The 26,304-nt window shown below is 73.3% G+C and carries 23 protein-coding genes and 3 pseudogenes; 16 read left to right on the top strand and 10 right to left on the bottom strand.

Translation table 11 applies throughout. The features are described from left to right. Positions 1-52 precede the first annotated feature (52 nt). From ACRWND_RS17565 to ACRWND_RS17555, 3 genes are all read left to right on the top strand, one after another. Positions 53-748 (top strand): pyridoxine/pyridoxamine 5'-phosphate oxidase, encoded by a 696-nt coding sequence (locus ACRWND_RS17565; RefSeq protein ID WP_431950327.1) that lies wholly within the window; start codon positions 53-55, stop codon positions 746-748. Between the two features lie 169 nt (positions 749-917). Then, positions 918-1,895, top strand: coding sequence for an EamA family transporter (locus tag ACRWND_RS17560; protein ID WP_431950325.1), 978 nt, complete (start codon positions 918-920; stop codon positions 1,893-1,895). 288 nt (positions 1,896-2,183) lie between these two features. Beyond that, positions 2,184-3,698 carry an FG-GAP repeat protein gene (locus tag ACRWND_RS17555; protein ID WP_431950323.1) on the top strand — a complete coding sequence of 505 codons (1,515 nt, stop codon included), beginning with the start codon at positions 2,184-2,186 and terminating at the stop codon, positions 3,696-3,698. 265 nt (positions 3,699-3,963) lie between these two features. Here the strand turns inward: ACRWND_RS17555 and ACRWND_RS17550 are convergent, their stop codons facing one another. The 5 genes and pseudogenes from ACRWND_RS17550 to ACRWND_RS17530 all read right to left on the bottom strand — a co-directional run bounded on the left by ACRWND_RS17550 (position 3,964) and on the right by ACRWND_RS17530 (position 9,539). Beyond that, positions 3,964-4,167: a hypothetical protein gene (locus ACRWND_RS17550; RefSeq protein WP_431950321.1), complete on the bottom strand. Its 204-nt coding sequence runs from the start codon at positions 4,165-4,167 to the stop codon at positions 3,964-3,966. A gap of 144 nt (positions 4,168-4,311) precedes the next feature. Next, positions 4,312-7,347 (bottom strand): ricin-type beta-trefoil lectin domain protein, encoded by a 3,036-nt coding sequence (locus ACRWND_RS17545; RefSeq protein WP_431950372.1) that lies wholly within the window; start codon positions 7,345-7,347, stop codon positions 4,312-4,314. A 230-nt stretch (positions 7,348-7,577) separates the two neighbouring features. Further along, positions 7,578-7,688: pseudogene (locus ACRWND_RS17540) on the bottom strand (IS982 family transposase); the annotation flags it as partial. A gap of 527 nt (positions 7,689-8,215) precedes the next feature. Further along, positions 8,216-8,854 (bottom strand): FMN-binding negative transcriptional regulator, encoded by a 639-nt coding sequence (locus ACRWND_RS17535; protein ID WP_431950319.1) that lies wholly within the window; start codon positions 8,852-8,854, stop codon positions 8,216-8,218. A 13-nt stretch (positions 8,855-8,867) separates the two neighbouring features. After that, positions 8,868-9,539, bottom strand: coding sequence for a pyridoxamine 5'-phosphate oxidase family protein (locus ACRWND_RS17530; protein ID WP_431950317.1), 672 nt, complete (start codon positions 9,537-9,539; stop codon positions 8,868-8,870). Positions 9,540-9,565: 26 nt separating this feature from the next. Here ACRWND_RS17530 and ACRWND_RS17525 point away from each other — a divergent pair, with 26 nt between their 5' ends. Continuing rightward, positions 9,566-10,906 carry an aminotransferase class I/II-fold pyridoxal phosphate-dependent enzyme gene (locus ACRWND_RS17525; protein ID WP_431950314.1) on the top strand — a complete coding sequence of 447 codons (1,341 nt, stop codon included), beginning with the start codon at positions 9,566-9,568 and terminating at the stop codon, positions 10,904-10,906. A gap of 14 nt (positions 10,907-10,920) precedes the next feature. On the opposite strand, the gene ACRWND_RS17520 is transcribed toward ACRWND_RS17525, so the two are convergent. Beyond that, complete coding sequence (locus ACRWND_RS17520; protein WP_431950312.1) at positions 10,921-11,901, bottom strand: DMT family transporter; 981 nt, start codon at positions 11,899-11,901, stop codon at positions 10,921-10,923. A 74-nt stretch (positions 11,902-11,975) separates the two neighbouring features. Here ACRWND_RS17520 and ACRWND_RS17515 point away from each other — a divergent pair, with 74 nt between their 5' ends. Further along, positions 11,976-12,890, top strand: a complete 915-nt coding sequence (locus ACRWND_RS17515; protein WP_431950310.1) for a LysR family transcriptional regulator — start codon at positions 11,976-11,978, stop codon at positions 12,888-12,890. Positions 12,891-13,251: 361 nt separating this feature from the next. On the opposite strand, the gene ACRWND_RS17510 is transcribed toward ACRWND_RS17515, so the two are convergent. Next, the gene (locus tag ACRWND_RS17510) at positions 13,252-13,731 is read right to left on the bottom strand and encodes a Rieske (2Fe-2S) protein (RefSeq protein ID WP_431950308.1); all 480 of its coding nucleotides are present in this window, start codon (positions 13,729-13,731) and stop codon (positions 13,252-13,254) included. A gap of 193 nt (positions 13,732-13,924) precedes the next feature. Here ACRWND_RS17510 and ACRWND_RS17505 point away from each other — a divergent pair, with 193 nt between their 5' ends. From ACRWND_RS17505 to ACRWND_RS17485, 5 genes are all read left to right on the top strand, one after another. After that, complete coding sequence (locus tag ACRWND_RS17505; RefSeq protein WP_431950306.1) at positions 13,925-14,743, top strand: HipA family kinase; 819 nt, start codon at positions 13,925-13,927, stop codon at positions 14,741-14,743. A 47-nt stretch (positions 14,744-14,790) separates the two neighbouring features. Further along, positions 14,791-15,132: a DUF3037 domain-containing protein gene (locus ACRWND_RS17500; RefSeq protein WP_431950370.1), complete on the top strand. Its 342-nt coding sequence runs from the start codon at positions 14,791-14,793 to the stop codon at positions 15,130-15,132. A gap of 121 nt (positions 15,133-15,253) precedes the next feature. Continuing rightward, complete coding sequence (gene fabG / locus ACRWND_RS17495) at positions 15,254-16,015, top strand: 3-oxoacyl-ACP reductase FabG (RefSeq protein WP_431950304.1); 762 nt, start codon at positions 15,254-15,256, stop codon at positions 16,013-16,015. 21 nt (positions 16,016-16,036) lie between these two features. Further along, a complete protein-coding gene (locus ACRWND_RS17490; RefSeq protein ID WP_431950302.1) occupies positions 16,037-16,798 on the top strand; it encodes an SDR family oxidoreductase in 762 nt (253 codons plus the stop codon). Between the two features lie 189 nt (positions 16,799-16,987). Continuing rightward, positions 16,988-17,668, top strand: coding sequence for a uracil-DNA glycosylase (locus ACRWND_RS17485; RefSeq protein WP_431950300.1), 681 nt, complete (start codon positions 16,988-16,990; stop codon positions 17,666-17,668). A 182-nt stretch (positions 17,669-17,850) separates the two neighbouring features. Here the strand turns inward: ACRWND_RS17485 and ACRWND_RS17480 are convergent. Then, positions 17,851-18,426 (bottom strand): annotated as a pseudogene (locus ACRWND_RS17480) (DUF664 domain-containing protein); the annotation flags it as partial. Between ACRWND_RS17480 and ACRWND_RS17475 the strand changes: the two are divergent. After that, positions 18,425-19,339, top strand: coding sequence for a Gfo/Idh/MocA family protein (locus tag ACRWND_RS17475; RefSeq protein WP_431950298.1), 915 nt, complete (start codon positions 18,425-18,427; stop codon positions 19,337-19,339). The pseudogene ACRWND_RS17480 and the gene ACRWND_RS17475 sit on opposite strands and share 2 nt — an antisense overlap. 201 nt (positions 19,340-19,540) lie before the next feature. Here ACRWND_RS17475 and lnt read toward each other — a convergent pair whose 3' ends face one another. Together lnt and ACRWND_RS17465 are read right to left on the bottom strand one after the other, a co-directional pair. Beyond that, a complete protein-coding gene (gene lnt, locus ACRWND_RS17470; RefSeq protein ID WP_431950296.1) occupies positions 19,541-21,088 on the bottom strand; it encodes an apolipoprotein N-acyltransferase in 1,548 nt (515 codons plus the stop codon). Between the two features lie 662 nt (positions 21,089-21,750). Then, positions 21,751-22,488, bottom strand: a complete 738-nt coding sequence (locus tag ACRWND_RS17465; RefSeq protein ID WP_431950294.1) for a hypothetical protein — start codon at positions 22,486-22,488, stop codon at positions 21,751-21,753. Between the two features lie 148 nt (positions 22,489-22,636). On the opposite strand from ACRWND_RS17465, the gene ACRWND_RS17460 reads away from it, so the two are divergent. From ACRWND_RS17460 to ACRWND_RS17440, 5 genes and pseudogenes are all read left to right on the top strand, one after another. Then, entirely contained in the window at positions 22,637-23,512 is an 876-nt protein-coding gene (locus tag ACRWND_RS17460) for an Fpg/Nei family DNA glycosylase (RefSeq protein WP_431950292.1), read from the top strand. 98 nt (positions 23,513-23,610) lie between these two features. Beyond that, positions 23,611-24,222: an NAD(P)-dependent oxidoreductase gene (locus tag ACRWND_RS17455; RefSeq protein ID WP_431950289.1), complete on the top strand. Its 612-nt coding sequence runs from the start codon at positions 23,611-23,613 to the stop codon at positions 24,220-24,222. A gap of 202 nt (positions 24,223-24,424) precedes the next feature. Further along, positions 24,425-24,961 carry a DoxX family protein gene (locus ACRWND_RS17450; RefSeq protein WP_431950287.1) on the top strand — a complete coding sequence of 179 codons (537 nt, stop codon included), beginning with the start codon at positions 24,425-24,427 and terminating at the stop codon, positions 24,959-24,961. Between the two features lie 64 nt (positions 24,962-25,025). Continuing rightward, entirely contained in the window at positions 25,026-25,226 is a 201-nt protein-coding gene (locus tag ACRWND_RS17445; RefSeq protein WP_431950285.1) for a hypothetical protein, read from the top strand. 263 nt (positions 25,227-25,489) lie between these two features. After that, a pseudogene (locus tag ACRWND_RS17440) lies at positions 25,490-26,304 on the top strand (phosphoketolase); the annotation flags it as partial.

Below are 26,304 nucleotides of genomic sequence, written 5' to 3'. Positions count from 1 at the left end.
CCGGTGCGCCGCGCATCCGACGCACCGGACGGCCGCGTGCCAGGATCGGGACGTGACTGACGACCTGGCCCCTGTGACCGCCGAAGCCCTCCGGGAGCGCATGCGCTCCGCGCCCGTCCTCGCCGGACCCCTGCCCGCCTTCGATCCCGCCGCCGCCGGACCGGAACCAGGGCCGCTGTTCGCCCGCTGGCTGGCGTACGCCCTCGACGACGGCGTCCCCGAGCCGCACGCGATGACCCTCAGCACGGCGGGCGCCGACGGCCGCCCCTCGGCCCGGGTGCTCATGCTGCGCGGCGTCGACCTCGGCCTGCCCGCCTTCCACTTCGCCTCCGACGCGGCCAGCCGCAAGGGCCGCGACCTGGCGGACCGCCCCTACGCCGCGCTCAGCTGGTACTGGCCGCGGCACGGCCGGCAGATCCGGGTGACCGGACCGGTCGAGGCCCTGGACCGGTCCGCCGCCCGCCAGGACTTCCTCGGCCGCCGCGAAGTCTCCCGTGTGGCGGGCTTCACGGGCGTGACGAGCGCCCCGCTGGAGAGCCGCCGTGCCTACGAGGAGGCGCGGCGCGAGGCCGCCGAGCACGTCGCCGCCCACCCCGACGACGTGCCGCGGGGCCACACCGTCTACCGCCTGGTCGCCGACGAGGCCGAGTTCTGGCAGGCCGCCCCCGCCCAGGACCACGTCCGCCTCCTCTACACCCGCGACCCCGCCGCACCCGGCGGCTGGACGCGGGGACTGCTCTGGCCCTGAGGACTGCTGAGGCGTGACGGCAGACACCCCGGCCCACCCCCGAGCCGGACCCGGGCCGAGGGCCGAGGTCGGGGCCCGACCGGACGTCGGTGGTGGCGTGCGGAACGGTGGCGGGAGTGACAGCCACTACCTGGATGACGGTCCTGTCGCGAGCTGTCATCATGGCCCGATGCATGTCTCTCAGGGGAGGAACGCGGGGCTCTGGCTCGCGCTGGTTTCCGCGTTCGCGTTCGGCGGTTCGGGGGTGGTGGCCAAGCCGCTGATCGAGGCGGGGCTCGACCCGCTGCACGTGGTGTGGCTGCGCGTCGCCGGGGCGACCCTCGTCATGCTGCCCGTGGTGGTGCGGCACCGGTCGCTCCTGCTGCGCCGCCCGGGACTGCTGCTCGGCTTCGGCCTGCTCGGCGTCGCGGGCGTCCAGACCCTCTACTTCGCGGCGATCTCCCGCATCCCGGTCGGCGTCGCGATCCTGGTGGAGTTCCTCGGCCCGGCGCTGTTGCTGGGCTGGGTGCGCTTCGTCCAGCGCAAGGCGGTCAGCAGGGCCGCCGCGATCGGGGTCGTGCTGGCCGTCGGCGGCATGGCCGCGGTGGTCGAGGTGTGGTCGGGGCTCGCCTTCGACCCTCTGGGCCTGGCCCTCGCCTTCGGCGCCGCGTGCTGCCAGGTCAGCTACTTCGTGCTGGCCGACCACGGCAGCGACGGCGACGACGCCCCCGACCCGGTCGCCGTCATCGCGTACGGCCTGACGATCGGCGCCGTCGTGCTGACGGCGGTCTCCCGCCCGTGGTCGATGGACTGGTCGGCGCTCACCCGGCAGGCGGCCCTCGGCGATGCCGACGTGCCCGCCATCCTGCTCGTCGGCTGGGTGGTGCTGGTGGCGACGGTGCTCGCCTATCTCACCGGCGTGGTCTCCGTGCGGCGGTTGTCGCCGCAGGTGGCCGGCGTCGTCGCCTGCCTGGAGGCGGTGGTCGGCACCGTCTTCGCGTGGGTGCTGCTGGGCGAACACCTCGGCACGCCGCAGATCGTCGGCGGCACGCTCGTGCTGGCGGGGGCCTTCGTCGCCCAGAGCGCCAAGAAGCAGGGCACGAGCACGGTGGTGGCAACGAGCCCTGCGGACACGGGGGCTGCCGCGCCCGCGGCACACCAGATGTGAACGGGTGCCTTCACGTCGTACCGCACACCCGTGTGCGTGCGTCCGAGCGCTGCGACGGCCCGGGTCGTCCAGGTCGGCGCGGGCCGCGGGGGAGTGCGCACCGGCCCACCGAGAGAAGTCACCGGCACCACGAGGCCGGCCGGCCGTGCCCGACCGCGCCGTCTCCGTGTCGCGTTCCGCACAACCATTCCGTCCCACGGCGTGTCATACACCGCGCCGGACAAGGAAAACGGGCTCTTTCCGGACACCCCCGCACCGCCCGGTCGTACGTGAGCGAAGGAGCCGCTCATGCGCAAGAACCGTTCGGCTGCGGTCACCGCGGCGTCATTTCTCCTCATCACGGGTGCGGCCGTCGCCACCGCGCCCGCGTCCGTCGCCGGGACCCCCGGCGGCACCCACGCGAGCGACCGCAACCGGGACTTCAACGGCGACGGGTACGAGGACGTGCTGACCGGGGCGCCCGGCGCCACCGTGGGCGGCCGGTCCGGCGCCGGGGTCGTCACCGTGCAGTACGGCGGCCCCAAGGGGGTCACCACCAGCGCCAGGGTCTTCAGCCAGAACACCTCCGGTGTGCCCGGCGCCGCCGAGACCGGCGACGCCTTCGGCCGGGCCGTGGCGAGCGGCGACCTGGACGGGGACGGTTACGACGACGCCGTCGTCGGCATCCCCGGCGAGGACCTGAACGGCGTCGGGGCCGACGCGGGCGGCACCGTGATCCTATGGGGCTCGGCGAAGGGGCTGTCCGGCACCGCGAGCGAGTGGCTGCAGTCCGTCAGCCCCGCCAAGGGCGAGCGGTTCGGCACCGCACTGGCCGCGGGGCACTTCACCACCTACGTCCCGGGTGACCTGCTCGCCGTCATCGACACGGTGGGGCTCTCCGTCTACCAGTACGAGTCCGCGCCGCAGGCCGCGGCCCGCAAGGGCGGCGGCTCGTTCACGCCCTTCGAGGACCGGCGGCGCATGCCGCCCGCCCGGCAGGCCCAAGGGCCGGGCATCGCGCCGATGTCGCTGACCACCGGGGACTACGACGACAACGGCCTGGCCGACCTCGTCGTCTCCGGTGTCAGCCTGGGGAACGAGCCGGGCCACGGCTGGTCGTACGTCATCCTGAGCGACGACATCGATCCGCTGCCCGTCACCGCCCTGCGTGGCGGACCCGTCGTCGCCTCCGGCGACATCGACGGCGACGGTTTCGACGACCTTGTCACCGGCGAGCCGCAGAGCCCCGACGACGGCGGCGAGTTCGTGAACGGCGGCCTGGTGGGCGTCTACCACGGCAGCCGGGACGGACTGGTGGGCCAGGAGGGACCGGGCACCCCGCCGTACTGGTGGACGCAGGACAACCCCGGTGTGCCGGGCGTCGCCGAGCGCGGTGACGGCTTCGGCGCCGACCTGTCCGTCGGCGACGTCAACCGCGACGGGTACGCCGACGTGGCGATCGGCTCCCCCGGAGAGGACATCGGCAGCGTCGCCGACGCGGGGGCCGTGTGGGTGCTGCGCGGTTCGGCGAGGGGTCTGACCGCGACCGGTGTCCTGGACATCAACCAGAACACCGCGGGCGTCCCGGGCACCGCCGAGAAGGCCGACAGGTTCGGCGGGCAGGTCTCCTTCACCGACCCCAACCGCGACGGCTCCTACGGTCTGCTCGCCGGAGCCCCCGGCGAGAACACCGACGACGGCGTGGTGTGGGTGTTCTCGGCCGGGGCCGGCGGCCTCAAGCTGCCGGGGAGCTGGACGTACGGCGGCGGCTCGGTCGGCGCGCCCTACCAGAACGCCCGGTACGGCGCGGCGATGGACGACTAGACCAAGGCCGTGAAGTCGGTGGTTGGGCCGGGTTGTCAAGGGCCGGCGGGGCGAGGATTTCGATGCCGGTGGTGGCTTTGCAGCTGGTCCGGCCGATGTGGGCTCCTCGTGCCTGGTACGTGACAACCCAGCCTGAGCCATAAGTTCACGGCCTTGGCACTGGCACTACGATCGACCCGGCCGAGCTGACCGAGGACGAACGCCGACGCCTGGAGGCGGACTACCCGCGCAGAGTGTTCGCACACCTCGGCACGCGCGGCGTGCACTACGGCCCTTGGGACAGGCCCACGTCCCCCACTACCGCCAGGCCCTGGGGCGGGCCGCGCAGAGGATCGAGCATGGCACCGAGGCGGTCGAGGACGACGGGGAACATGGCCCGCTGCACGAGGGGGGTGAGCCGACGTACCGGCGGGCCCACGGTCGGGTGGAGTTCGTGGCCGGGTACGACGAGACCTCCGCCCGCGAGCACGCGGACGAGCGGGCGGCCACCGTCATCGACGGCGCCGGCCGCCCCATCGGCCGCGTGGTGGAGGCGGAACCGGCCGTCGGGCTCCGCACGCCATCAACGGCCGGTGGATACTGTGAACGCCGGAGGTGTCCGTGGCCGGGCCGGTCACGCGGCAGGCACGGTCCACTGCTGGTTGCTGCTTCCGGCGCAGTCCCATATCTGCAGCCGGGTGCCGTTGGCCGAGCTCGGGCCCGTCGCGTCCAGGCACCGCCCCGACTGGGGGTTGACCAGGGCGCGGCTGGAGCTGTTGTAGGTCCACTTCTGGGAGGCGCCGCCATTGCAGTCGCGCAACTCCGCCTTGGTCCCGTTGGCCGTGCCCGAGGCGGTGAGGTTGATGCACTTGCCCAGGGCCTGGACGGAGCCGTCGGCCGCCATCGTCCACTTCTGCGCGGCGGTGCTGTTGCAGTCGTACAGCTGCACGGCCGTTCCGTTGGCGCTGGAGCCGCCCGCCACGTCGACGCACTTGCCGCCGTACCCGGTGATCCGCCCGGTCGGCGCGGTGGTGCCGCCGCCGCCCGAGCCGCCGCTCGACGTGATGATGTACAGCGAATCGATCATGCCCAGCCCGGAGCCGTTGACCAGCTTGAAGGTGTGCTGACCGTTGCTGAGCCCGGTCTTCTCGAACACCACCTGTTGCACCTGCCTGGGGCCGGAGATCTTGAGATTGACGGTGCTCTGGAACACCCCGTCGATGTAGACGTCGACGGTCCCCTCGTCAACGTTCCTCTCCGACAGGTACCGGATACCCGTCCCGTTGAACGTGTAGGTCGCCACCGCACCCGGGATGACGGAGTAGTGGACGTCGTCGTTGAGGTCCCCGTCGATGCGGTTGCGCGCCCAGCTCCAGCCGGAGCCGTAGGTGAGGGCGTCGTCGTTGACCACCGGGCTGGGCGTCGGGTCCGGCGTCGGCGTGCCGCCGTCCGCACCGATGATGTACAGCGAGTCGATCATGCCCAGTCCGGAGCCGTTGACCAGCTTGAAGGTGTGCTGACCGTTGCTGAGCCCGGTCTTCTCGAACACCACCTGTTGCACCTGCCTGGGGCCGGACACCTTGAGGTCGACGGTCTTCTGGAACACCCCGTCGATGTAGACGTCGACAGTCCCTTCGTCGCCATTCCGCTCCGAGAGGTACCGGATTCCGGTCCCGGTGAAGGTATAGGCGGCGACCGCACCGGGGGTGAGGGTGTGATGGACGTCGTTGTTGAGGTCCCCGTCGATGCGGTTGACGGCGTGAACCCAGCTGCCGTCATAGGCGAGGGCGTCGTCGTTGACCACAGGAGACGAGTTCTGCCAGTTGTTGCTGCCGAGAGTGGGCGAGAAGTCGAGGGACCCGTTGACGAACGCGTAGGCCCCGGACCGCAGATTCTGCGCCACGTTGTCCGAGAAGGTCCCGGTGCCGATGACTCCCGAATTCACCCGGATTCCGTGCTCGCCCGGATTGTCGATCGTGTTGCCCTGGAACGTCACGTTCACATGGGTGCGATCGATGAGGACCGCCCCACGGAGAGCTCCGCGCAGAACATTGTTGGTCATGGTGACGTTCGTGTACGCGTTCGGGAACAGCGAGGAACTGCCCGGAGAGAAGATCCGCGCGCCGTACCCGACGCCGCTCCATCCGCCGCCGCCGATCAGCACGTTGCCGCTGATGGTGGCGGATTCCAGGGGTTGTCCGTGTTCACTGTAGATGCCGATTTCCATGGCGCTGATCTGAGAGACACTGTTCACCAGGTTGTTCATCACCTGGACGTTCTTCCCGCCGGCGACCCGGATGCCGTTGGCCCCCCAGGGCGCGACAGCAGTGTTGTTGAGGATCTTGGCGCCGTCGAGCTGGAGGGTCCCCTCGACGGAGTCGGCGAAGGTGGCGAACGCGTCGTCGCCCGTGCCGCGGGCGAAGCAGTTGCGGACGGTGACGTTGTCGCCGCGCCAGTCCGCGTTGTTGGAGTTGTTGATGTTGAATCCGTCGGCGTAGGAGTCGCTTGAGCGGCTGTTCTCCATGAGGCCGTTGCTGCCGGAGAGCCAGTTGGCCTGGATATGCCGCGTCCAGATCCGGTTCACGTGCCAGCCGAGCGCGCCGCTGGCCTTGACGCCGTAGTCCGCACCACCGCCCGCGCCCCGCCAGACGGCGTTCCCGTCGATCTGGATGTCGTTCAGCGTGGTCCCCGAGCCGACCAGGAGCTGTGAACGCCATCCTGCGGGAGTGGGGAGCGGAACCTTGCGGTAGAGCGTGGTGTACCACATGCCGGCGCCCTGAACCGTCACGCCGGTGAAGTCCAGCGAGAAGGAAGTCAGGCTGTTCGTCAGGTACTTCCCCGCCGGAATCCATACCGGCTTGCCCTGTGTCCGGGCGGCGTCCACCGTGTTCTGGATTGCGGCCGTCGAGTCCTTGGTGAAGGTCGGGTCCGCTCCGTAGCTGACGACGGACAGCGAACCGGCCGGCTGGGTCAGCGCCGGTCCGACGTCCTCCAGATCAACGGAGTCGACGTCGTAGACGGCGGCTGTGTTGGCGGAGTTTTTGCGGAGCGTGATGGTGCTGTTCGCGGGGATGGGGGAACCCGTGACCCAGACCGGGAAGTCGTTGTAGAAGTGGAAGGCCGTACCGCCGGCATTGGGGTCGTCCTGGTTGGGGTTGGTTCCCGGGTTGCGGTAGTTCCACGCCTGCACTGAACTCAGCGTGATCGCCTGACGGTACACGCCGTCCACGTACAGGTCCAAAGTGGCGGTGCTGCCACCTCCGGTCGCCGCATCGGGAATCGAGGCACGAACCACGAGAGTATTGGCCTGCTTGCCTGAACTGTTCCGTATCGTCACCGAATCGCCGGTGCTCTTCAACTCGGCCAGGGCGTAGCCGGATGCTTCGGTCTCCAGGGTGGCGACGGTGGGTACCGGATCTCCCGGCACGAGGTCGCGTATGCGTGCACCGCCGCCAAGCGTCCCGGATTCGGCTTCGACGGTCACGAAGGGCGTTGCGGCGCCGGCCGTCGGAACCTCCTGTGCGGCAGCAGTTGCGGCACCGGCCGCCGGAACCGACCGTGCAGCAGCATGTGCCTGGCTTCCGAGGGCAGGGGAAACAGCCAAAGCGGCGGCGATGAGCAACGTGGCTCCGCAGAATGAGGGTGAGACTCGTCGGGCTCTTCGGTGCATGTGTCCACCTCTTAGTCTTGGCGTGGTAAGACGGAGTGCGCGCCGCACTCCGTCGACTTGATCTACTGATCGGCTTGATCCGTGGGCTTGTTCCACTTGGGCAGCACAGTCGGGTGTGGCGATCAGCCTGGTTGTACCAGCCTTCGATGAATTCGAAGATCGCTGTGCGCACGGCTCCTTCACGGCTGGCCAGGCTGCTGTTTCAAGCAGGGCCGTGACCCCGAAAAGTTGCCTGGGCGGCGGGCGGTCAGCTGTGGTTCAACGGCCGGCAGGTCCAGTAAGGTCTCGCGCTCGTCGGCCTTGGCGCCGGTGAGTGCGAAGGCGACGGGGAGTCCGTGCAGGGGGAGCCGTCCCGGTAGCGGGCGAGGATGGGCATCGTGCGGCCCTTCTTGAGTCGGACCAGGACCTCGGCGCCGGTGGCGGCGATGTCGGCCACCAGGTTCTGGGCGGCGAAGTTGCGGTCGGCCAGCAGGGTCATCCCGGGCCGCAGGCTGGGCGGCAGGTGTGGGGCGTAGGTGGTCTCGCCCGAGGTGGTGGGTCCGAAGACGGTGTTGATGAGGGTGCGGGTGCCGCACGCGGCCAGGGTGAGCAGGCGCAGTCGGGGGTATCCGGTCCCGCGGTGGTTGCTGTTTGGTGAACCTGGTCAGGACGGCGGGGGTGTCGGGCACGGTCAGGGCGGTGGCGTCGAGCGCGACCACCAGCAGGCCGCGCCAACGGGTTCCTGCTTCCTGCGGGGTGGCGGCCGGGCCGCGCAGCAGGTGGAACAGCCACCGCAGCGGCTGTGGGCTCCGCTCCTCATGTCCGGGAAAGCGCAGCTCGACTACCCCCCGGACAACCCAGCCCGCGCCATGACTTCACGGCCTTGGTACTAGCCCGGCTGCCCGAGGCGGCGCAGCTGCTGGGTACGGGCGGCGTCGTCGCCCGGACCTCCCCGTTCGGCCAGCAGGCCGGTCACCCGCCACTGCGTCTCGCGCGGCTTGTTCCCGCCGAACTTGAACTTGGCGCGGACGTCGGTGACCTCCAGCCGCAGCCCGCGGATGCCCGGCAGCATCCGGCCGAACGGAGCCTCGCCCGGGACGACGGGGGCGTGGTCGCCGCGCGGCTGGAAGTGGGCGAGCTGACGGTGCAGCAGCTCCGCCTTCTCCTGGGGGTCGTCCACGAGGTGCGCCACGCAGACCAGTTGTACGGCGGCGTAGTAGCTGGTGGGGGTTCCGTGCTCGGGCGGGGTGCCCTCGGGGGCGTGCCAGGGGCCGGGGATGAAGGTGTAGTCGTCGACGACGCTCAGCGTCACCCGGGGGTGGGCCTCGATAGCGGCCCACAGCGGGTTGGGCCGGGCGAGGTGGGTGACGGCCTCGCGCCGTGCGGCGTCGTAGGCGAAGTGCAGCGGCTGGACGAACGGGGGCGCGTCGCCGAGGCCGTTGACGGCGAGCTGGCCGAAGTCGTGCGCGGCCAGCCAGTCCTGCCACTCGGCCTCGTCGGCGGGGGCGTCCCAGGGGTGTACGAGCATGCCTGCGGTCCTCTCAGCGCGCGGTGAGGTAGCCGGGGACGGCGATCGCCGGGTCCAGGCCGTCGGCGGGTTCGGGCCTTCCGTAGGCGCGGGTGACGGGCAGCACCCCCGTCCAGTGGGGGAGCGTCAGGTCCTCGGGGTCGTCGGAGGGCCCGCCGGTGCGTACCTTTGCGGAGACCTCGCGCAGGTCGAGGGCGATGACGGCGGTGGCGGCCAGTTCCCGGGCGTTGGCGGGGCGGCAGTCGCGGGCGCGGCCGGGCACGATGTGGTCGACGAGGGCGTCCAGGGCGGCGGAGCGCTCGGCGGGGTCGGTGACCTGGCGGGCCGTGCCGTGCACCACCACGGAGCGGTAGTTGACGGTGTGGTGGAAGGCGGAACGGGCCAGGACCAGCCCGTCCAGGTGCGTCACGGTCAGGCAGACCGCGAGCCCGGCGGCCTCGCCGGCGCCGCGCAGCGGAGGGGAGCCGGCGGAGCCGTGCACGTACAGCCTTTCGCCGACGCGGGCGTAGAGGGTCGGCAGCACGACGGGCGCCCCGTCGCGCACGAAGCCGAGGTGGCAGAGGTAGTCCGCGTCGAGGATCGCGTGCACCAGGTCGCGGTCGTACGAGGCGCGCTCGCGGCTGCGGGTCGGGACGGTGCGGTCGGTGGGAGCGTACGCGTCGGCAGCGGAGGGCGTGGCGGACATGGCGCGGTCCTTTGCACTAGTGCATAATGCTGTTTGTGCTAGGAGAGTACACGTTCACTGGCCGGGGCGCAGCGGAGATCGCGGCGAGCGTCGAACAGGCCGTCAGGGAAGGCGCGCTCGCCCCCGGCGCCGCGCTGCCGCCGCTGCGGGAGCTCGCCACCGGACTCGGCGTCAACCCGAACACCGTCGCCGCCGCCTACCGCCTGCTGCGCGACCGCGGCGTCATCGAGACGGCGGGACGCCGCGGCAGCCGGGTGCGGAGGCGTCCGGCGACCGCTCCGCGGGACGAGATTCGCCTGGAGGTGCCGCCCGGGGTCCGCGACCTGTCCACCGGCAACCCGGACACCGCGCTGCTGCCCGCCTTCGGCGAGGCGCTGGCCGAGGCCGCCGCCCGCAGCGCGCGGCAGCCCATGCTCTATGGGCAGGCGCCGGTCGAGGAGGAGCTCGCCGCCCTGGCGCGGGCCGCCTTCGATGCCGACGGGGTGCCGGCTGGCCCGGTCGGGCTGACCTCCGGTTCGCTCGACGCCATGGAGCGCGCGCTCACCGCCCACCTGCGGCCCGGCGACGCGGTGGCGGTGGAGGATCCCGGCTGGGGGAGCGTCTTCGACCTCGTCCCGGCCCTCGGACTGCGCGCCGTCCCGGTCGGCGTGGACGACGACGGCCCGCTGCCGCGCGAGGTGGAGGCGGCCCTGCGGCAGGGCGCACGGGCGCTGATCGTCACCGACCGCGGCCAGAACCCGACCGGTGCCGCGCTCGACGCGGCACGCGCCGGCGAACTGCGCGCGGTCCTCGGCGGCCACCCGCAGGTGCTCGTCATCGACGACGACCATGTGAGCGGCCTGACCGAGCTGCCGCTGCACCCGCTGGCCGGCAGTACCCGGCACTGGATGCTGGTCCGCTCCACGGCCAAGGCCTACGGCCCCGACCTGAGGCTGGCCGTCCTCACGGGCGACCCCGTCACCGTGGACCGGATCCGCGGCCGCTACCGGCTCGGGCCGGGCTGGGTCAGCCACCTGCTGCAGCACACCGTCGCCCATCTGTGGCGCACCGGCGCGGTCGACGTCGCGGCGGTCTCCGCCGCCTACGCCGCGCGCCGCGACACCCTGGTGCGGGCGCTGGCCGACCGCGGGGTCACGGCGTACGGCCGCAGCGGCATGAACGTCTGGGTCCCCGTGCCCGACGAGACCGGGGCCGTCGCCGGGCTGCTGCAGGCGGGCTGGGCCGTGGCTCCCGGCGCGCGCTTCCGCCTCGCATCACCGCCGGGCATCCGCGTCACCGTCTCGCCGGTCACGGTGGACGAGGTGCCGGCTCTGGCCGACGCGGTCGCCGCGGCGGTCCGCCCGCACCGCGCCGGGCGCTTCGGCTGACGGGAAAGGGCGGTTCAGCCTGCCGGACGGCGCTGGGTCAGCGCCGCTCCGGCGAGCACCACGAGGGCGCCGACCGGCTCGTTCCAGGTCAGGCGCTCGCCCAGCAGCGCCACACCGGCAGCTGTCGCGATGACCGGGATCAGATAGGTCACCATCGTGGCGATGGTCGGGCCCTTCTCCGCGACGATCCCGTACTGCAGGAGGAAGGCGATGCCGGTGCCCAAGGCGCCCAGCGCCACCACGGACAGCGTCGGCCAGAGCGGAAAAGCAGCCGGTGCGGACGTGAACAGCGGTGTCAGCACGGCCAGTTGGGCGGTGCCGAGCAGCAGTTGCGAGAAGGACATCGACAGGGCCGAGTTGCCGCTGCCGCTCAGGGTGCGGCGCACGTAGATCCAGCCCACCGCGTAACTCGCCGAGGCGCCCAGTGCCATCGCCGTGCCCGCCGGGTCCGTCCCGGAGAAGCCCTGCCAGGCGCCGAGCACGGTGAGCACGCCGACGAAGCCGATGCCGACCCCCGCGACGCGCTGCCGGGTCGGCTTGTCGTCCGAGAGCGCCGCCACGGACAGCACCATGCTCCACAGCGGGGTCGTGGCGTTGCAGATGCCCGCGAGCGTCGACGGGATGGTGAGCTCCGCGTACGCGAAGAGCGTGAACGGCAGGGTGTTCAGCAGCAGTGCGGCGACCGCCATGTGCCCCCAGGCGCGCCCGCCGCGCGGCAGCCGCTCCCGCTTCACCGCGAAGGCGGCCGCCAGCACGGCGGTGCCGAACGCCATGCGGCCGAGCGCGACCTGCAGCGGGGCGTAGGCCTCGGTGCCCACCTTGATGAACAGGAAGCTGAAGCCCCAGATGAGCGCGAGCACGGCCCAGCTGACCCGCCAGTCCACCGCGGGGCGGCGGACGGGAGCCGAGGGGGCGGCGGGAGCGGGACCGGGTGGGGCGCCGGCAGGGGACGGGGCGGCCGGGGTGGCCGGGCGGCGGGTGCTGGGTGCGCTCATGGCCCTCACCATGACGGATCGAACCTCTTAGGACAAGCGAGTAAAGCTGCTGATGATCACGTAGTGTTGCTTACATGTTGAACCTCGAGCGCCTGCGCATCCTGCACGCGATCTCCACCTACGGCTCGGTGAGCGCCGCGGCGGACGTGCTCCACGTGACGACCTCGGCCGTTTCCCAGCAGATGGGCAAGCTCGAACGCGAGACCGGTCAGACCCTGCTGGCCAAACACGGCCGCGGGGTGCGCCTCACCGACGCCGGCCGGCTGCTGTCCGGGCACGCGGGCCGCATCCTCTCGCTCGTCGAGCTCGCCCACTCCGACCTCGAGGCGCACCGCGGCGCCGCGGTCGGCGAACTGCGCCTGGGCGCCTTCCCCACCGCTGTGCGCGGGCTGTTCCCCCAGGCGCTGGCCGCGATCCGGCACGACCACCCCAGCCTGCGCGCGATGGTGCAGGAGATCGAGCCGCATGACGCGCTGGCCCGGCTCGTCCGCGGCGACATCGACCTCGCCGTCGTCCTCGACTGGTACAACAAGCCGCTCTCGCTGCCCGGGGGGCTGGCCAAGGAGCCACTGCTCGACGACATCGCCGACGTCGTCGTCCCCGAGGACCATCCGCTGGCCGGCCGCGACGAGGTCGACCTCGGGGAACTCGCCGGCGACGACTGGATCGGCTGGCCGGACGGAGGCTTCTGCCACGAGTGGCTGCTGTTCACCCTGCGCGGCAAGGGCGTGGAACCGCGTGTCGCCCACCAGGCCGAGGAGCACCCCACGGTCCTGGCCCTCGTCGCCGCCGGCCTGGGCGTCGCCGTCGTCCCGCGCCTCGGTCGCGGGCCGCTGCCGGCCGGGGTCCGCGCCATCCGGGTGCGCCACACCATGAAGCGCCACATCTACGCCGTCTGGCGCTCCGACGCCGACCGCCGCCCCGCCATCCGCGCCGCGGTGGAGGCTCTGCGCCGGGCGGGGGAGGACGTGATGGCCACCGAGGGCTGACAGCGGCCCGGCAGCCGGCGGAGGTGACGTACCTCAGTGCGCGCGCGGTGGCGGGCGCGGCGGCACACGGGGCGCTGCGGCGCGGCCGGTCCGGCCCTCGACCCGTGGACGCCCCGCGCCGGCCGCACTTCGCCGCGGCTTCCCGAGCCGACGAGGCGGGCCGGGTGAAGGCCGCACGCGGTGACCCCGCCGCCGGGGCCGGTCCGGGCGGCGTGCCGCGCGGCCTCGCCCCCTGCGCACCCCGTACGGAAGCGGCCGTGACCCACGGGCTGGGAGCGGTCGTGTCCACGAGGCAGTCGCCGGGGCCGCGCAGACAGCAGCGGCGACGGGCGGAGCCGCCTACCGGCCGGGGGCCGGGGGCTCAGGCCAAGGCCACGGAGTCCCCCTCCACCGTGATCCGCGCCGCCGGCAGCGGCTGGGTCGCCGGGCCGTTGGCGACGCTGCCGTCCTTGATGCTGAACCTGCTGCCGTGGCAAGGGCAGTTGATCGTGCCGTCCGCGACCTGGTTGACGGCGCAGCCCTGATGGGTGCAGATGGCGGAGAACGCCTTGAAGGAGCCCGCCTCGGGCTGGCAGACGACGACCTTCTCGTCGGGGAAGATCTTGCCGCCGCCGACCGGGATCTCCGAGGTCTTGGCCAGCGTCACCGCGGCGCCTCCGCCGCCGGGGGTCGAACCCCCGGTTCCCTGGCCGCCGCCCTGGGCGGGCGCGGCAGGGCTGACGGTGCCCGCGGCGTTCTTGTCGCCGCAGGCGGCCAGCGCGACCACGAGCCCCGCCGCGCCCGCGGCGGCGACCACGGCCCGGCGGGTCGGAACTCCTGCGATGCCAGTCGTGTCGGCCATGCGTCACACATCCTGTTGCCTTGTCCGTACCGGACCGCCTGCGGGGCCCGGGGGCGCGGGTCGCGCCCTGCCCTGTCCTACGGGCCGGACGGGTGAGCTGTTCAACCGATGCCGGAAAAATCTCCGGGCGAGGCGCGGGGCCCGGCTCGCGGGCGGCCGAGGCCCCGGAGGCGGCACCGCCTAGGATGCGCCCATGGAGGAAGTGACCGGGATCCGCTACGTCACGCCGTTGCGTGAGGGCGGATCGGTGCCCGGCGTCGTCGAGGCCGACGACCTGGGGACATACGTGGTGAAGTTCATTGGCGCCGCACAGGGCCGCAAGGCGCTGGTGGCGGAGGTGATCGCGGGGGAGCTGGCCCGGCGGCTCGGGTTGCGGGTTCCGGTGCTGGTGCGGTTCCAGTTCGATCCGGTGATCGGGCTCGGGGAGCCGGACCAGGAGATCCAGGACCTGCTGAAGGCCAGCGGCGGGCTCAACCTGGGCATGGACTTCCTCCCCGGTGCGCTCGGCTTCGACCCGCTCGTCTTCGAGGTGGGGTCCGGCGAGGCGGGGCGGATCGTGTGGTTCGACGCGCTCGTCGGCAACGTCGACCGCTCGTGGCGCAACCCGAACATGCTGGTCTGGCACCAGGACCTGTGGCTGATCGACCACGGCGCCTCGCTGATCTTCCACCACAACTGGAAGGGCGCGGACCAGGCCGCCGAGAAGCCCTACGACGCCGCCGACCACGCCCTCGCCCGCTTCGCCCCGGACATCGAGGCGGCGGTCCGCGACCTCGCACCGCGCGTGGACGAGGCGCTGTTGCGTGAGGTCACCGCCCAGATCCCCGACGAGTGGCTGGTGGACGAGCCCGGTTTCGCGAGCCCCGACGAGGTGCGGCGCGCGTACGAGCGGGTGCTGCTGGCGCGTGCCGGCACCGTGGGGGAGCGTATCGTCCTCGCCCCGAAGCGGCAGGAGAAGCAGGCGCCGCCGGAGTGGCTGCGCACCTGGGTCGAGGGGAAGGCCGCGAAGTGAGCACGGCGAGCGGGCGCGATGTGTTCGAGTACGCCCTGGTGCGCGTCATGCCCCGGATCGAGCGCGGCGAGCTGATCAACGCGGGTGTGCTGGTCTACTGCCGCGCCAAGTCCTTCGTGGGCGCCCGGGTCCATCTGGACGAGGACCGGCTGCGCTGCCTCGACCCCGATGTGGACGTCGCCGGCGTACGCGCCGCCCTGCGCGGGTACGAGGGCATCTGCGCGGGCGGCGAGCAGGCCGGGCAGGCGGCGGGGGACGATCCGGGGCGGCGCTTCCGCTGGCTGACGGCGCCGCGCAGCACCATCGTGCAGCCGGGCCCGATCCACACCGGGCTGACCGAGGACCCGGAGGCGGAGGTGGACCGTCTGCTGGATCTTCTGGTGCGCTGAGCCACACCGGCGCGGTGGGAGCGTTGACACAGGGTCACCGCGCTCCTACGGTTTCGGCTACGGGACGTACTAAGCGGTCGCTCACCTGCGCGACCGCTCCCCCCAGGGCTGAGGAGAGCAGATGTCGACCACCGAGCAGCGCGTAGCGATCGTGACCGGGGCGGCGCGCGGCATCGGCGCCGCCACCGCCGTGCGCCTGGCCGCCGAGGGTCGCGCCGTGGCCGTGCTGGACCTCGACGAGACCGCGTGCAAGGACACCGTCGAGCAGATCACCAAGGCCGGCGGCCGGGCCGTCGCCGTCGGCGCCGACGTCTCCGACGAGGAGCAGGTCGAGGCGGCGGTCGCGCGCGTCGCCGCGGAGCTGGGGGCGCCGACGATCCTGGTCAACAACGCGGGAGTGCTCCGCGACAACCTGCTCTTCAAGATGAGCGCCTCCGACTGGGACACGGTCATGAACGTGCACCTGCGCGGCGCCTTCCTGATGACGCGCGCCGTCCAGAAGCACATGGTGGACGCCGGGTTCGGCCGCGTGGTCAACCTGTCCTCGTCCTCCGCCCTCGGCAACCGCGGGCAGGCCAACTACTCGGCCGCGAAGGCGGGGCTGCAGGGCTTCACCAAGACCCTCGCGCACGAGCTCGGCAAGTTCGGCGTGACCGCCAACGCCGTCGCCCCCGGCTTCATCGCCACCGACATGACCGCCGCCACCGCGGCCCGCGTCGGCATGGGCTTCGAGGAGTTCCAGGCCGCGGCCGCCACCCGGATCCCGGTGCAGCGGGTGGGTCGGCCCGAGGACGTCGCCAACGCCATCGCCTTCTTCACGGGCGACGACGCGGGCTTTGTGTCCGGCCAGGTGCTGTACGTGGCCGGCGGCCCGCTCGACTGACCCGCGACAGGAGACCGCATCATGAGCACCCATCCCGACAGCGGCCGCGTCGCGATCGTCACCGGCGCCAGCCGCGGCATCGGCTACGGCATCGCACAGGCCCTGGTCGCCCGCGGTGACCGTGTGGTCATCACCGGCCGCAACGAGGAGCCGCTGAAGGAGGCCGTCGAACGGCTCGGCGCCGACCGGGCCCTCGGCGTGGCCGGCAAGGCCCACGACGAGGCGCACCAGGCAGAGGTCGTCGAGCGCACGATGGAGGCCTTCGGCCGCGTCGACTACCTTGCCAACAACGCCGGCACCAACCCGGTCTTCGGCCCGCTCGCCGAACTCGACCTCGGCGTCGCCCGCAAGGTCTTCGAGACCAACGTCCTCTCCGCGCTCGGCTTCGCCCAGCAGACCCACCGGGCGTGGATGAAGGAGAACGGCGGCGCGATCGTCAACATCGCCTCCGTGGCGGGCGTCAGCGCCTCCCCGCTCGTGGGCGCGTACGGCATGAGCAAGGCCGCGATGGTCAACCTCACGCTGCAGCTCGCCGCCGAGATGGCGCCCGGCGTCCGCGCCAACGCCATCGCCCCCGCCGTCGTCAAGACCAAGTTCGCCGCCGTCCTCTACGAGGGCCGCGAGGAGCAGGCCGCGGCGGCGTACCCGCTGGGGCGGCTCGGCGTGCCCGAGGACATCGGCGGCGCCGCCGCCTTCCTGCTCTCGGACGCGGCGGCCTGGATCACCGGCCAGACCCTGGTCGTGGACGGCGGCATCTTCCTCACGGCGAGCGTGGGCGGCTGAGGCCCGCCCCTGGCGCCCCCTGGCGCGCCTCCGCGCGCACGGACCCCGGTGCCGGCCGCCGTCCTGGCGGCCGGCACCGGGGTCCTGGCCGAGGGGACGGAACGGGCCGGTGACCCGGCCGGACGGACTGTCAGTGCCCGGCGGTACGTTCGTCCCCAGTAACGGATCCGCGTACCGGAGGTTCCCGACGTGCCCATCACACTGCCCGAGTCCTGGCAGGCCGTCCTCGGTGAGGAGCTGGAGAAGGACTACTTCGCCCAGCTCGCCGAGTTCGTGGAGGAGGAACGCGGGAAGCACAGGGTCTTCCCGCCGCGTGAGCAGGTCTTCGCGGCCCTGGAGGCCACTCCGTACGACAAGGTGAAGGTGCTGATCCTCGGCCAGGATCCCTACCACGGCGAGGGGCAGGGCCACGGCCTGTGCTTCTCCGTGCGGCCCGGGGTCAAGACCCCGCCCTCGCTGCGGAACATCTTCAAGGAGATGAAGGAGGAGTACGGCTACCCGATCCCCGACAACGGCTATCTGATGCCGTGGGCCGAGCAGGGTGTGCTGCTGCTCAACGCGGTGCTGACGGTGCGTGAGGGGGAGGCCAACTCGCACAAGGGCAAGGGCTGGGAGAAGTTCACCGATGCCGTCATAAGGGCCGTCGCGTCCCGGCCCGACCCGGCGGTCTTCGTGCTGTGGGGCAATTACGCCAAGAAGAAGCTGCCGCTGATCGACACCGCGCGGCACGCGGTCGTCCAGGGCGCCCACCCGTCGCCGCTGTCGGCCAAGCTCTTCCTCGGCAGCCGTCCCTTCACCCAGATCGACGAGGCGCTCAAGGCGCAGGGCCATGACCCGGTGGACTGGCGCATCCCGGACCTGGGGGAGTGAGACGGGCGCGGGCCGGGCGACGCACGGGGGTCGACGTGGCCCGCGCCGGGGCACTTTCGCGGGCGGACGCGGCCGACCGGGCCAGGTTCACCCGCGGGCCGGCCGAGACGAGGGCGTGCGGCGGTCGGTCGCGCGCCGGGCGCCGGGGGAAGCGTGTCCGCGGTGACTTTGTCGATGCGTTCGCGGAGCAGGTCGGCGTGACCGTTGTGCCGGGCGTACTCCTCGATCATGTGGGCGATCCAGCGCCGGGAGACCAGGTCCTTGTCGCGCCGCGGCGCGATGTCGTCCAGTGACCGGCCACGGGCCGGCTCGCGGGCGCGCGTGACCTGCTCGCGCCACGTCGCGAACGCCTCGGCGGTGTCGGCCTTGCCGAGGTCGAGGAACTCGCCGTCCGGGTCCTGCCCGGTGGCGTCGAGCCGGGGCCTCCCCGGCCAACACGGCGCGAAACAAGTGCGTTCGACATCCGCCATGCGCCGGAGCAGACCGAGCAGTGTGAGGCCGGACGGGGGCGGGCGCCATGGCTGTGCGCGGTTGTCCGTTCTCCGACAGCGTCGACGCGTCAGCCGTCGGCAGCCCGCCCTCGGCCCGCTCCCGTGCGCGGTCGACGGCGGCCGCGCACGACACGCTTCCAGACGCGGGAAGAACGCAGCCGGACCCCGTGGCCGGGCGGCACCGCCCGGGATCGCCCGCCGGCGGGCGGCCCGTATGCTGCCGTCGGCACAGGTCAGGCATGGCAGAGGCAGGCGGGAGCGGCACATGGAACCCCTCAGGATCGGGGTCATCGGACTCGGCGACATCGCGCGCAAGGCGTATCTGCCGGTGCTCGCGGCCCAGCCGGGAGTCGATCTCCACCTGCACACCCGCACCCGCGCCACCCTCGACGACGTCGGCGACACCTACCGCGTCCCGTCCGCGCACCGCCACGACACCCTTGACGCCCTGATCGACCAGGGGCTCGACGGGGCGTTCGTGCACGCCCCCACCGAGACGCACGTCGAGATCACCGAACGCCTCATCGCCGCGGGCGTCCCCGTCTACGTCGACAAGCCGCTCGCCTACGACCTGGCCGGGGCCGAGCACCTGGTGCGGCTCGCCGAGGAGCGCGGCGTCGGGCTGACGGTCGGCTTCAACCGCCGTCACGCGCCCGGTTACGTGCAGTGCGCCGACCACCCGCGCGACCTGATCCTCCTGCAGAAGAACCGCATCGGCCTTCCGGAGAACCCGCGCACCGTCGTCTTCGACGACTTCATTCATGTCGTCGACACCCTGCGCTTCCTCCTCCCGGGCCGCGTCGAGCACACCGATGTCCGGGCCCGGGTCCGCGACGGGCTGCTCCACCACGTCACCTTGCAGTTGTCGGGCGACGGCTTCACCGCGATCGGCGTGATGAACCGCATGAGCGGCTCCAACGAGGAGGTCCTGGAGGTCATGGGCCAGGACAGCAAGCGGCAGGTGTTCAACCTGGCCGAGGTCGTCGACCACCGGGGCCAGCCCACCGTCCGCCGCCGCGGCGACTGGGTTCCCGTCGCCCGCCAGCGCGGCATAGAGGGGATCGCCCTCACCTTCCTCGACGCCGTACGCCGTGGCACGCCCCTCGACGCCCGCGACGCGCTGCGCACCCACGAACTGTGCGAGCGCATCGTCATGGCCGTGGGCGAGCAGACGTGCTGAGCGTGGTGGCGAGCAGACGTCCTGAGCGTCGCCTCGTGCGTGCTCGCCCCGGCCAGGAGCCGGTCCGGTGCGGCGCCGGCAGACGTGCCGAGCGCGGGGCCGATGCGTGTGCCGTGGGCGTCGTCGACCGCGCTGACGCCGGTCGGCGCCAGGACTCCGCGGAGCGCGGTGCCGCTCGCGAGGCGCCGCGCGGGCGTGTCCTCACAGCCGTGACCGGGCAGACCTCCTGAGCGTCGCCTCGTACGCGCCCGCCCCGGCCAGGAGGAGGAGCGCCAGCGGGGGTACCCAGTCGCCGAGCCGGTCGTAGGGGCTGCGTCCCGAGCTCAGGGGGATGTCGTAGATCTGTGCGGCGCTGGTCGAGGTGCCCAGTGTCGGGCCGATGCGTGTGCCGTGGGCATCGTGGACGGCGCTGACGCCGGTCAACGTCGCGTGCACCATGGGGCGCCAGGACTCCGCCGAGCGCAGCGCCGCCAGCGAGGCGTGCTGCGCGGGTGCCCAGCTCTCCTGGAACGAGGACGTGGAGGACTGCGCCACCAGCAGCTGCGCCCCGTCGTCCGTCAGGTGCCGGCTCATGTCGGGGAACGCCGACTCGAAGCAGACGAGGGGCCCCAGCCGCACCGTGCCGGCGTCCATCACCACCTGGCGTTCCCCGCGGATCCGGTCCTCAGCGGCCGCCCTGCCCACCGACGTGGCCCAGCCCAGCACGCCGCGGGCCGGTACGTACTCGCCGAAGGGCACCAGCCGCATCTTGTCGTAGCCCTCGCCGACCGGCCCGTCCGGGCCCATCAGCACCGAGGTCTTGGATATCCCCGGGGCGTCCGCCCGCCGGGCGTCCACGTTGACCAGGACGGCGGCGCCGACGTCACGGGAGAGTGCCGCCAGCCGGTCCGCCAGGTCCGGGCGGGCCGACAGGTCGAAACCGACGCTGCTCTCCCCCCACACCACCAGGTCCACGCCCTGTCCCGCGAGCGTGCGGGTCAGGTGTTCCCCCCGGTCGAAGCGCGGCTCTGCCCCGGCGACGACCCCCGGCTGCACCACCGCCACCCGTACCGTCCGCTCTCCGGGCTCGGCGGCGTCCCCCGCACCGGACGGCACCGGCGCCCAGGCCCACACCGAGGCCGTCGCCACCGCCGCGGCCGCCAGCACCGACCCCGCGGCGGCCCGGCTCGCGGGCACCGCGAGCAGCGCGGCCACCGCCGTGTTCACCGCCACCACGAGGAAGCCGACCAGCCATACGCCCCCGATCGACGCCAGCCGCAGCGCGGGCGGTACCTGCCACTGGCTCGCCCCCAGCAGCCCCCACGGACCGCCCAGGTACTCCCACGACCGCACCAGCTCGGCCAGCAGCCAGGCACAGGGCACCAGCACCGTCGCCGCCACCACCGAGCGGCGCCCCGGAGTACCCGCGAGCAGCCGCCGCACCAGCCACCCCCACGGCGCCCACAGAGCCCCCAACAGCAGCGCGATGACCACGATGAAGACGTGCAGGCTCGGGATCAGCCAGTGGTGCACGGCCACCATGAAGCCGGCCCCGCCCAGCCATCCGTCCAGCGCGGCCCGCCGCCCGGTCGGCGCGGCGCGCAGCAGCAGCATCCACGGAACGAGGGCGATGTACGCGAGCCACCACAGCGACGGCGCGGGGAACGCCAGCGCGGGCAGCGCCCCGACCGCCGCGGCCGCCGCGCCGCGCGTCCAGGAGGAGGCGCGGCGAGGGGAGGCCGTCAGGGGCCTGTCCACCTTGACCGTCACGTGCGCCGCTCCTCACGCTCGCCTGCCCTCAGTCTCGTTCGTCCGGACGGCCTTGCCCAGAGGGCGGCGGCGGGCTCCTGTCACGGCGCAGCGGCCACGGAGGAGCGGGGGAGGCAGGAGCGGGGCGACCGGGAGGCCTTGCGCGCGGGGGTGGGAAGGACCGGGTGGGCGCGATCGTGGCGGTGCGCGCGGCGGTGCCCGTACCGGTGTCCGTGCCGGACGGCGAGCGCGGGTGCGGGAAGCGTCGCCTCCCGCGGGCGGACCCACGGGGGACTCGCTGCGGGCGGCCGCTCACCCCTGATCCGGCGCGCCATCGCCGCTGTCTGTGATGCCGACGTTCTCCGCCGCGCCCCGAGCAGGCTTCGGCAGCCCCTGGTGCGTGATCCACCCGGCGCCGCTGGGGCCGGCGCGTTCGGTGATCCGTGTGCCTCGCCCAGCCCCGTCCGGGAAGCCGGCTGCGAGACCTTGACCTGGGATCACCGGACGACGCGTGAGGAGTGGTGGAGCGGACCGGCCGCCGGAGTGGTGACGATCGGCCGGGTCTTCGGACGCGGGGGACGGACGACGCGCCTATGGGGGCGATCCGCCGCGGCACCCCTGGACGCCCGCCCGCGAGCGGCCCGGCCGCGACCACGCCGGCGGTGCCCTGAGGTGCCGGCGCCTCAGCCGCGCCCGGGCCAGCCGCCCTGCCGCTCGCCGGCCCCCGGGCCGCCGGGACCGCGGTCCCGGACGTGCCCGCCGTTCCAGCCGTGGCCGCCGCCGGCGCGGTGCCGGCCGCCGAGGCGCCCCTGCTCGCCCGAGCGGTGCGCGGCGACGGCGCGGGCCACGGCCTCCTGCCAGTCCTCGCTGTCCCAGGTGCCGCTGAGGCGGGCGTGGCGGCCCGGGGCGACGGCGCCCGCAGGGGCGTCCGTCCGCGCGGCGGTGTGCGTGCCGGATCCCGTACCGGTGCTTGCGCTCGTGCCGCCGGCCGTGCCCTTGGACGCGGGTGCCGCGCCCTCCGATGCGCCGGTCCTGTGAATCCCGGCGGAGACGACGGCGCCCGCGGCGGTCGGCATGATGGTCTCATCGAGGGCCGCGTCCGGCCCGGGCCCGTCGGGCGCGGCCGTGACCGGCTCCTGGGCGGCCTGCGCGATGGTGTCGCCGCCGCCGTGCGGCATGAGCATGGACAGCCCCGCGACCGCGCCGGTCGCCGTCAGAACGGCCGTTCCCAGAGAGCCGCGACCGGGCCCGCGGCGCTGTCCTCGGTGGCGGCCGCCGACGACCTCGCCGCTGATGACCCTGACCTCCTCCGCCTCACCGGCCTCCACCGGCTGCGGCCGGGGTATCACCTCGGTGGGGTCCAGCGCACCGGGGCCCGGACGAGTCGGTGCCTCGGCGGGCAGGGGGAGAGAATCGGCCATGGCTGCGATCATTCACATCCGGCGGCCGGATGTCCAGTTCTCCCGGCCATCCAACTTCCCTCATATCGCACGGAATTGACGTCGGAGGCAGGCTCGGGCCGTACCGTCGCCGTTCGCACCCCGCAGCCTGGGGGCGCACACTGGCCGCATGCCGGAGCTGCCCGAAGTCGAAGCCCTCGCCGGGTTCCTCACCGACCGCATGGCCGGGCACGCCATCGCCCGAATCCTGCCGGTGGCGGTGAGCGTCCTCAAGACCTACGACCCGCCGCTGGACGCGCTGCACGGGCGCACCGTGACCTCCGTCGCCCGGCGTGGCAAGTTCCTGGTGTTCACCACCGACGACGGCGCCGGCCCCTACCTCGCCGTCCACCTGGCCCGGGGCGGATGGCTGAGGTGGAAGGACGACCTGCCCGCGACGCCGCCCCGGCCGGGCAAGGGCCCGCTCGCGCTGCGGCTGCTGATGGCGGAACCGGACGGTGCCGGCTTCGACCTGACGGAGGCGGGGACGCAGAAGCGCCTGGCCGTCCACTGCGTCCGGGACCCCCGGGACGTCCCCGGCATCGCCCGCCTCGGCCCCGAGCCACTCGACCCCGCCTTCACCCGCGAGGTCTTCGCGAGCCTCCTCGCCGGCGAACGCCGCCGCGTCAAGGGCGTCCTGCGCGACCAGGGCGTCATCGCCGGTGTCGGCAACGCCTATTCGGACGAGGTGCTGCACGCGGCGCGGATGTCCCCGTACGCGCTCGCCGCGAACCTCTCCGAAGAGGAGATCAGCCGGTTGTACGAGGCGCTGCGCACCACGCTCCGGGACGCCGTCGAACGCTCCCGCGGCCTGGCAGCGGGCGAGCTGAAGGGCGAGAAGAGGACCGGGCTGCTCGTGCACGGGCGCACCGGACTGCCCTGCCCCGTCTGCGGCGACACGATCCGGGAGGTCTCCTTCAGCGACTCCTCCCTGCAGTACTGCCCGACGTGCCAGACCGGTGGCAAGCCGCTCGCCGACCGCCGGATGTCGCGACTGCTGAAGTAGCCGCCCGGCCGCCGGTGGCCCAGGATGGCCGGTGACCGTTCCCCCGACCGACCCGACCGACCCGACCGACCCGACCGTCCACCGACCGGAGCGACCCCATGCGCATCGCGATCTTCGGAGCCACCGGCCACGTGGGGCGCGAACTCGTCGCCCAGGCGCTCGACGCGGGCCACGAGGTCACCGCCCTGGCCCGCGACCCCGCCCGGCTCCCCCCACGTGACCGGCTGACCGCGGTGACCGGCGACGTCCGCGACCCCGAGGTTGTGGGCCGCGTCGTCGGCGGCGCCGACGGGGTGCTCAGCGCCCTCGGCACCCGGTCCCCGCGCGGCGCCGGCGTCTGCGCCGACGGGATGCGGCGCATCCTTCCCGCCATGCGCGAGCTCGGCGTACGGCGACTGGTGGCCGTCGGCGCGTACGGGTCGGGACCGGGCGCGCGCGGCGCGTACCGGCTCGCGACCTCGCTGGTGATCCCGGCCGTCATGCGGGACAAGGACCGCCAGGAGGAAGTGATCCGCGCCGAGGGCGACCTGTGGACGATCGTGCGGCCCGCCGTCATCACCGGCGGCCGCTACACGGGCGTCTACCGCACCGGATCCGACCTGCGGCTCGGTCTCGCCTCCCGGGTCAGCCGGGCCGACCTCGCCGACTTCATGCTCCGCGCCCTCGGCTCCGAGGACTGCGCACGGCGGGCCGTCGCCATCGCGTCCTGACCACCCTCATCGACCGCCCTTGCCGACCGCCCCACAGACCGCGCGCACGACCGCTCCCCACCCACCGCGCGGCCGAGACCGGGCTGCCGCCGGCACCGCGTCGGCCTCGCACCGAAAGCCCGGACGGCCCACCATCGGCGGCGCGCCCCGCGGCGGACGCCGAGACTGGCCCTACGCGCCCGCACGCCCGGGAAGGACCCCCATGCCCCACAGCCGCCGCAAGGACCTCGGACTGCTCGCACTGCGCCTCGGGACCGGTGCGGTGCTCGTCGCGCACGGCTCCCAGAAGCTCTTCGGCTGGTTCGGCGGCCACGGCCTGGAGGGCACGGGGGAGGCGATGGAGTCCATGGGCTTCCGGCCCGGCCGGCGCAGCGCCCTCGCCTCTGGCCTCGTCGAGGCGGGCGGCGGCACCTTGCTGGCGCTCGGCCTGGCCACCCCGGCCGCGGGCGCGGCCGCCGCCGGGGGGATGGCCGGCGCCGTCTCCGTGCACCTGCCGGCCGGCTTCTTCGCGGCCTCGGGCGGCTTCGAGTACCCGGCGTTCCTCGGCTTCACGGCGGCCGCGATCGGCATCTCCGGTCCCGGCCGCTACTCCCTGGACCATCTGACCGGCGACGTACTGGACTGCGGCTGGACGGTGGCGGCCTGCTTCGCGGCCAGTGCCGTCGCGGCGGCGGTGGTGATCTCCCGCCGCAACGCGGCCGTACGTGCCGACATGGCGGCCGAACTACCGCCGTCCTGAGGGTGGACGCGGCGGACCGCCCCCTGACACGGCCCTGCTCTCGGCATCGAGAGGCGGGACAGCGATGGGCGACCGTGCGGACCACCAGTACGAGATCTACCTCAACGGGCTCGTCGGCGTGCTGCCCGCGCTTCCCACCGACCTGACACGGCTCGAGGGACTGGCCGCCGAGCGCATGGCCCCCGTCCCTTCGGCCGGGTCGGCGGCAGCGCGGGCAGCGGCAGCACGGGACGCGCCGACCGGGAGGCCCGGGACCGGCTGCTGATCGTGCCGCGCATGCTGCGTGACCTGTCCGCACGCGACGTCTCCGTGCGCGTCTTCGGCCGGACCCCGACCGCCCGCTCGCGCTGGGCCGGTCGGAGTGCTGTCGATCGTGCACCCCGCGCGCAGTGCGCCGTGCGTGCCCGGCCGACGTCCGGTCGTGGTCCGGACAGCCGAAGAGGCCCCATCCGGCCCTAGAGGACCACCGTCGCGCATGCCGAATCTGAGGAGGAGAGGTCCCTCGCCCCCGACGTTTCGGAGGAAGCCATGCACGACGAGGAGCTCCGTGCCCTCGACGCCCACTGGCGCGCCGCGAACTACCTGGCCGTCGGCCAGATCTACCTGACGGGCAATCCGCTGCTGGCCGAACCGCTCCGCCCCGAACACGTGAAGCCGCGGCTGCTCGGCCACTGGGGCACCTCGCCCGGCCTGAACCTCGTCCACACCCACCTCAACCGGGTCGTCAAGGCCCGCGGGCAGCGCGCACTCGCCGTCTGGGGCCCGGGGCACGGCGGCCCGGCCGTCCTGGCGAACTCCTGGCTCGAGGGCACCTACTCGCAGACCTACCCGGACGTCCCCCGCGACGCGACGGGCATGGCCCGGCTGTTCCGGCAGTTCTCCTTCCCCGGGGGCGTGCCGAGCCACGTCGCGCCCGAGACCCCGGGATCGATCCACGAGGGCGGTGAGCTGGGCTACTCGCTGTCGCACGCGTACGGCGCCGCCTTCGACCACCCTGAGCTCGTCGTCACCTGCGTCATCGGCGACGGCGAGGCCGAGACCGGACCGCTCGCCGCGTCCTGGCACTCCACCACCTTCCTCGACCCCGTCCACGACGGGGCCGTCCTGCCGGTCCTGCACCTGAACGGCTACAAGATCGCCAACCCGACCGTGCTGGCCCGCATCCCGGAGAGCGAGCTCGACGAACTGCTGCGCGGCTACGGCCACGAGCCGCTGCACGTCACCGGTGACGAGCCGCTCGCGGTGCACGCCGCGCTGGCCGAGGCGATGGACACCGCCCTCGACCGCATCGCGCGGATCCAGGCCGCCGCTCGTGAGGGCGGTGAGGGGGGGGGACCACAGCC

This window comes from Actinacidiphila sp. bgisy167 (genome assembly GCF_965342175.1).
Classification (GTDB): domain Bacteria; phylum Actinomycetota; class Actinomycetes; order Streptomycetales; family Streptomycetaceae; genus Actinacidiphila.
Note: the sequence above shows the minus strand (reverse complement) of the source record. Positions and strands in the feature narration are given on the sequence as shown.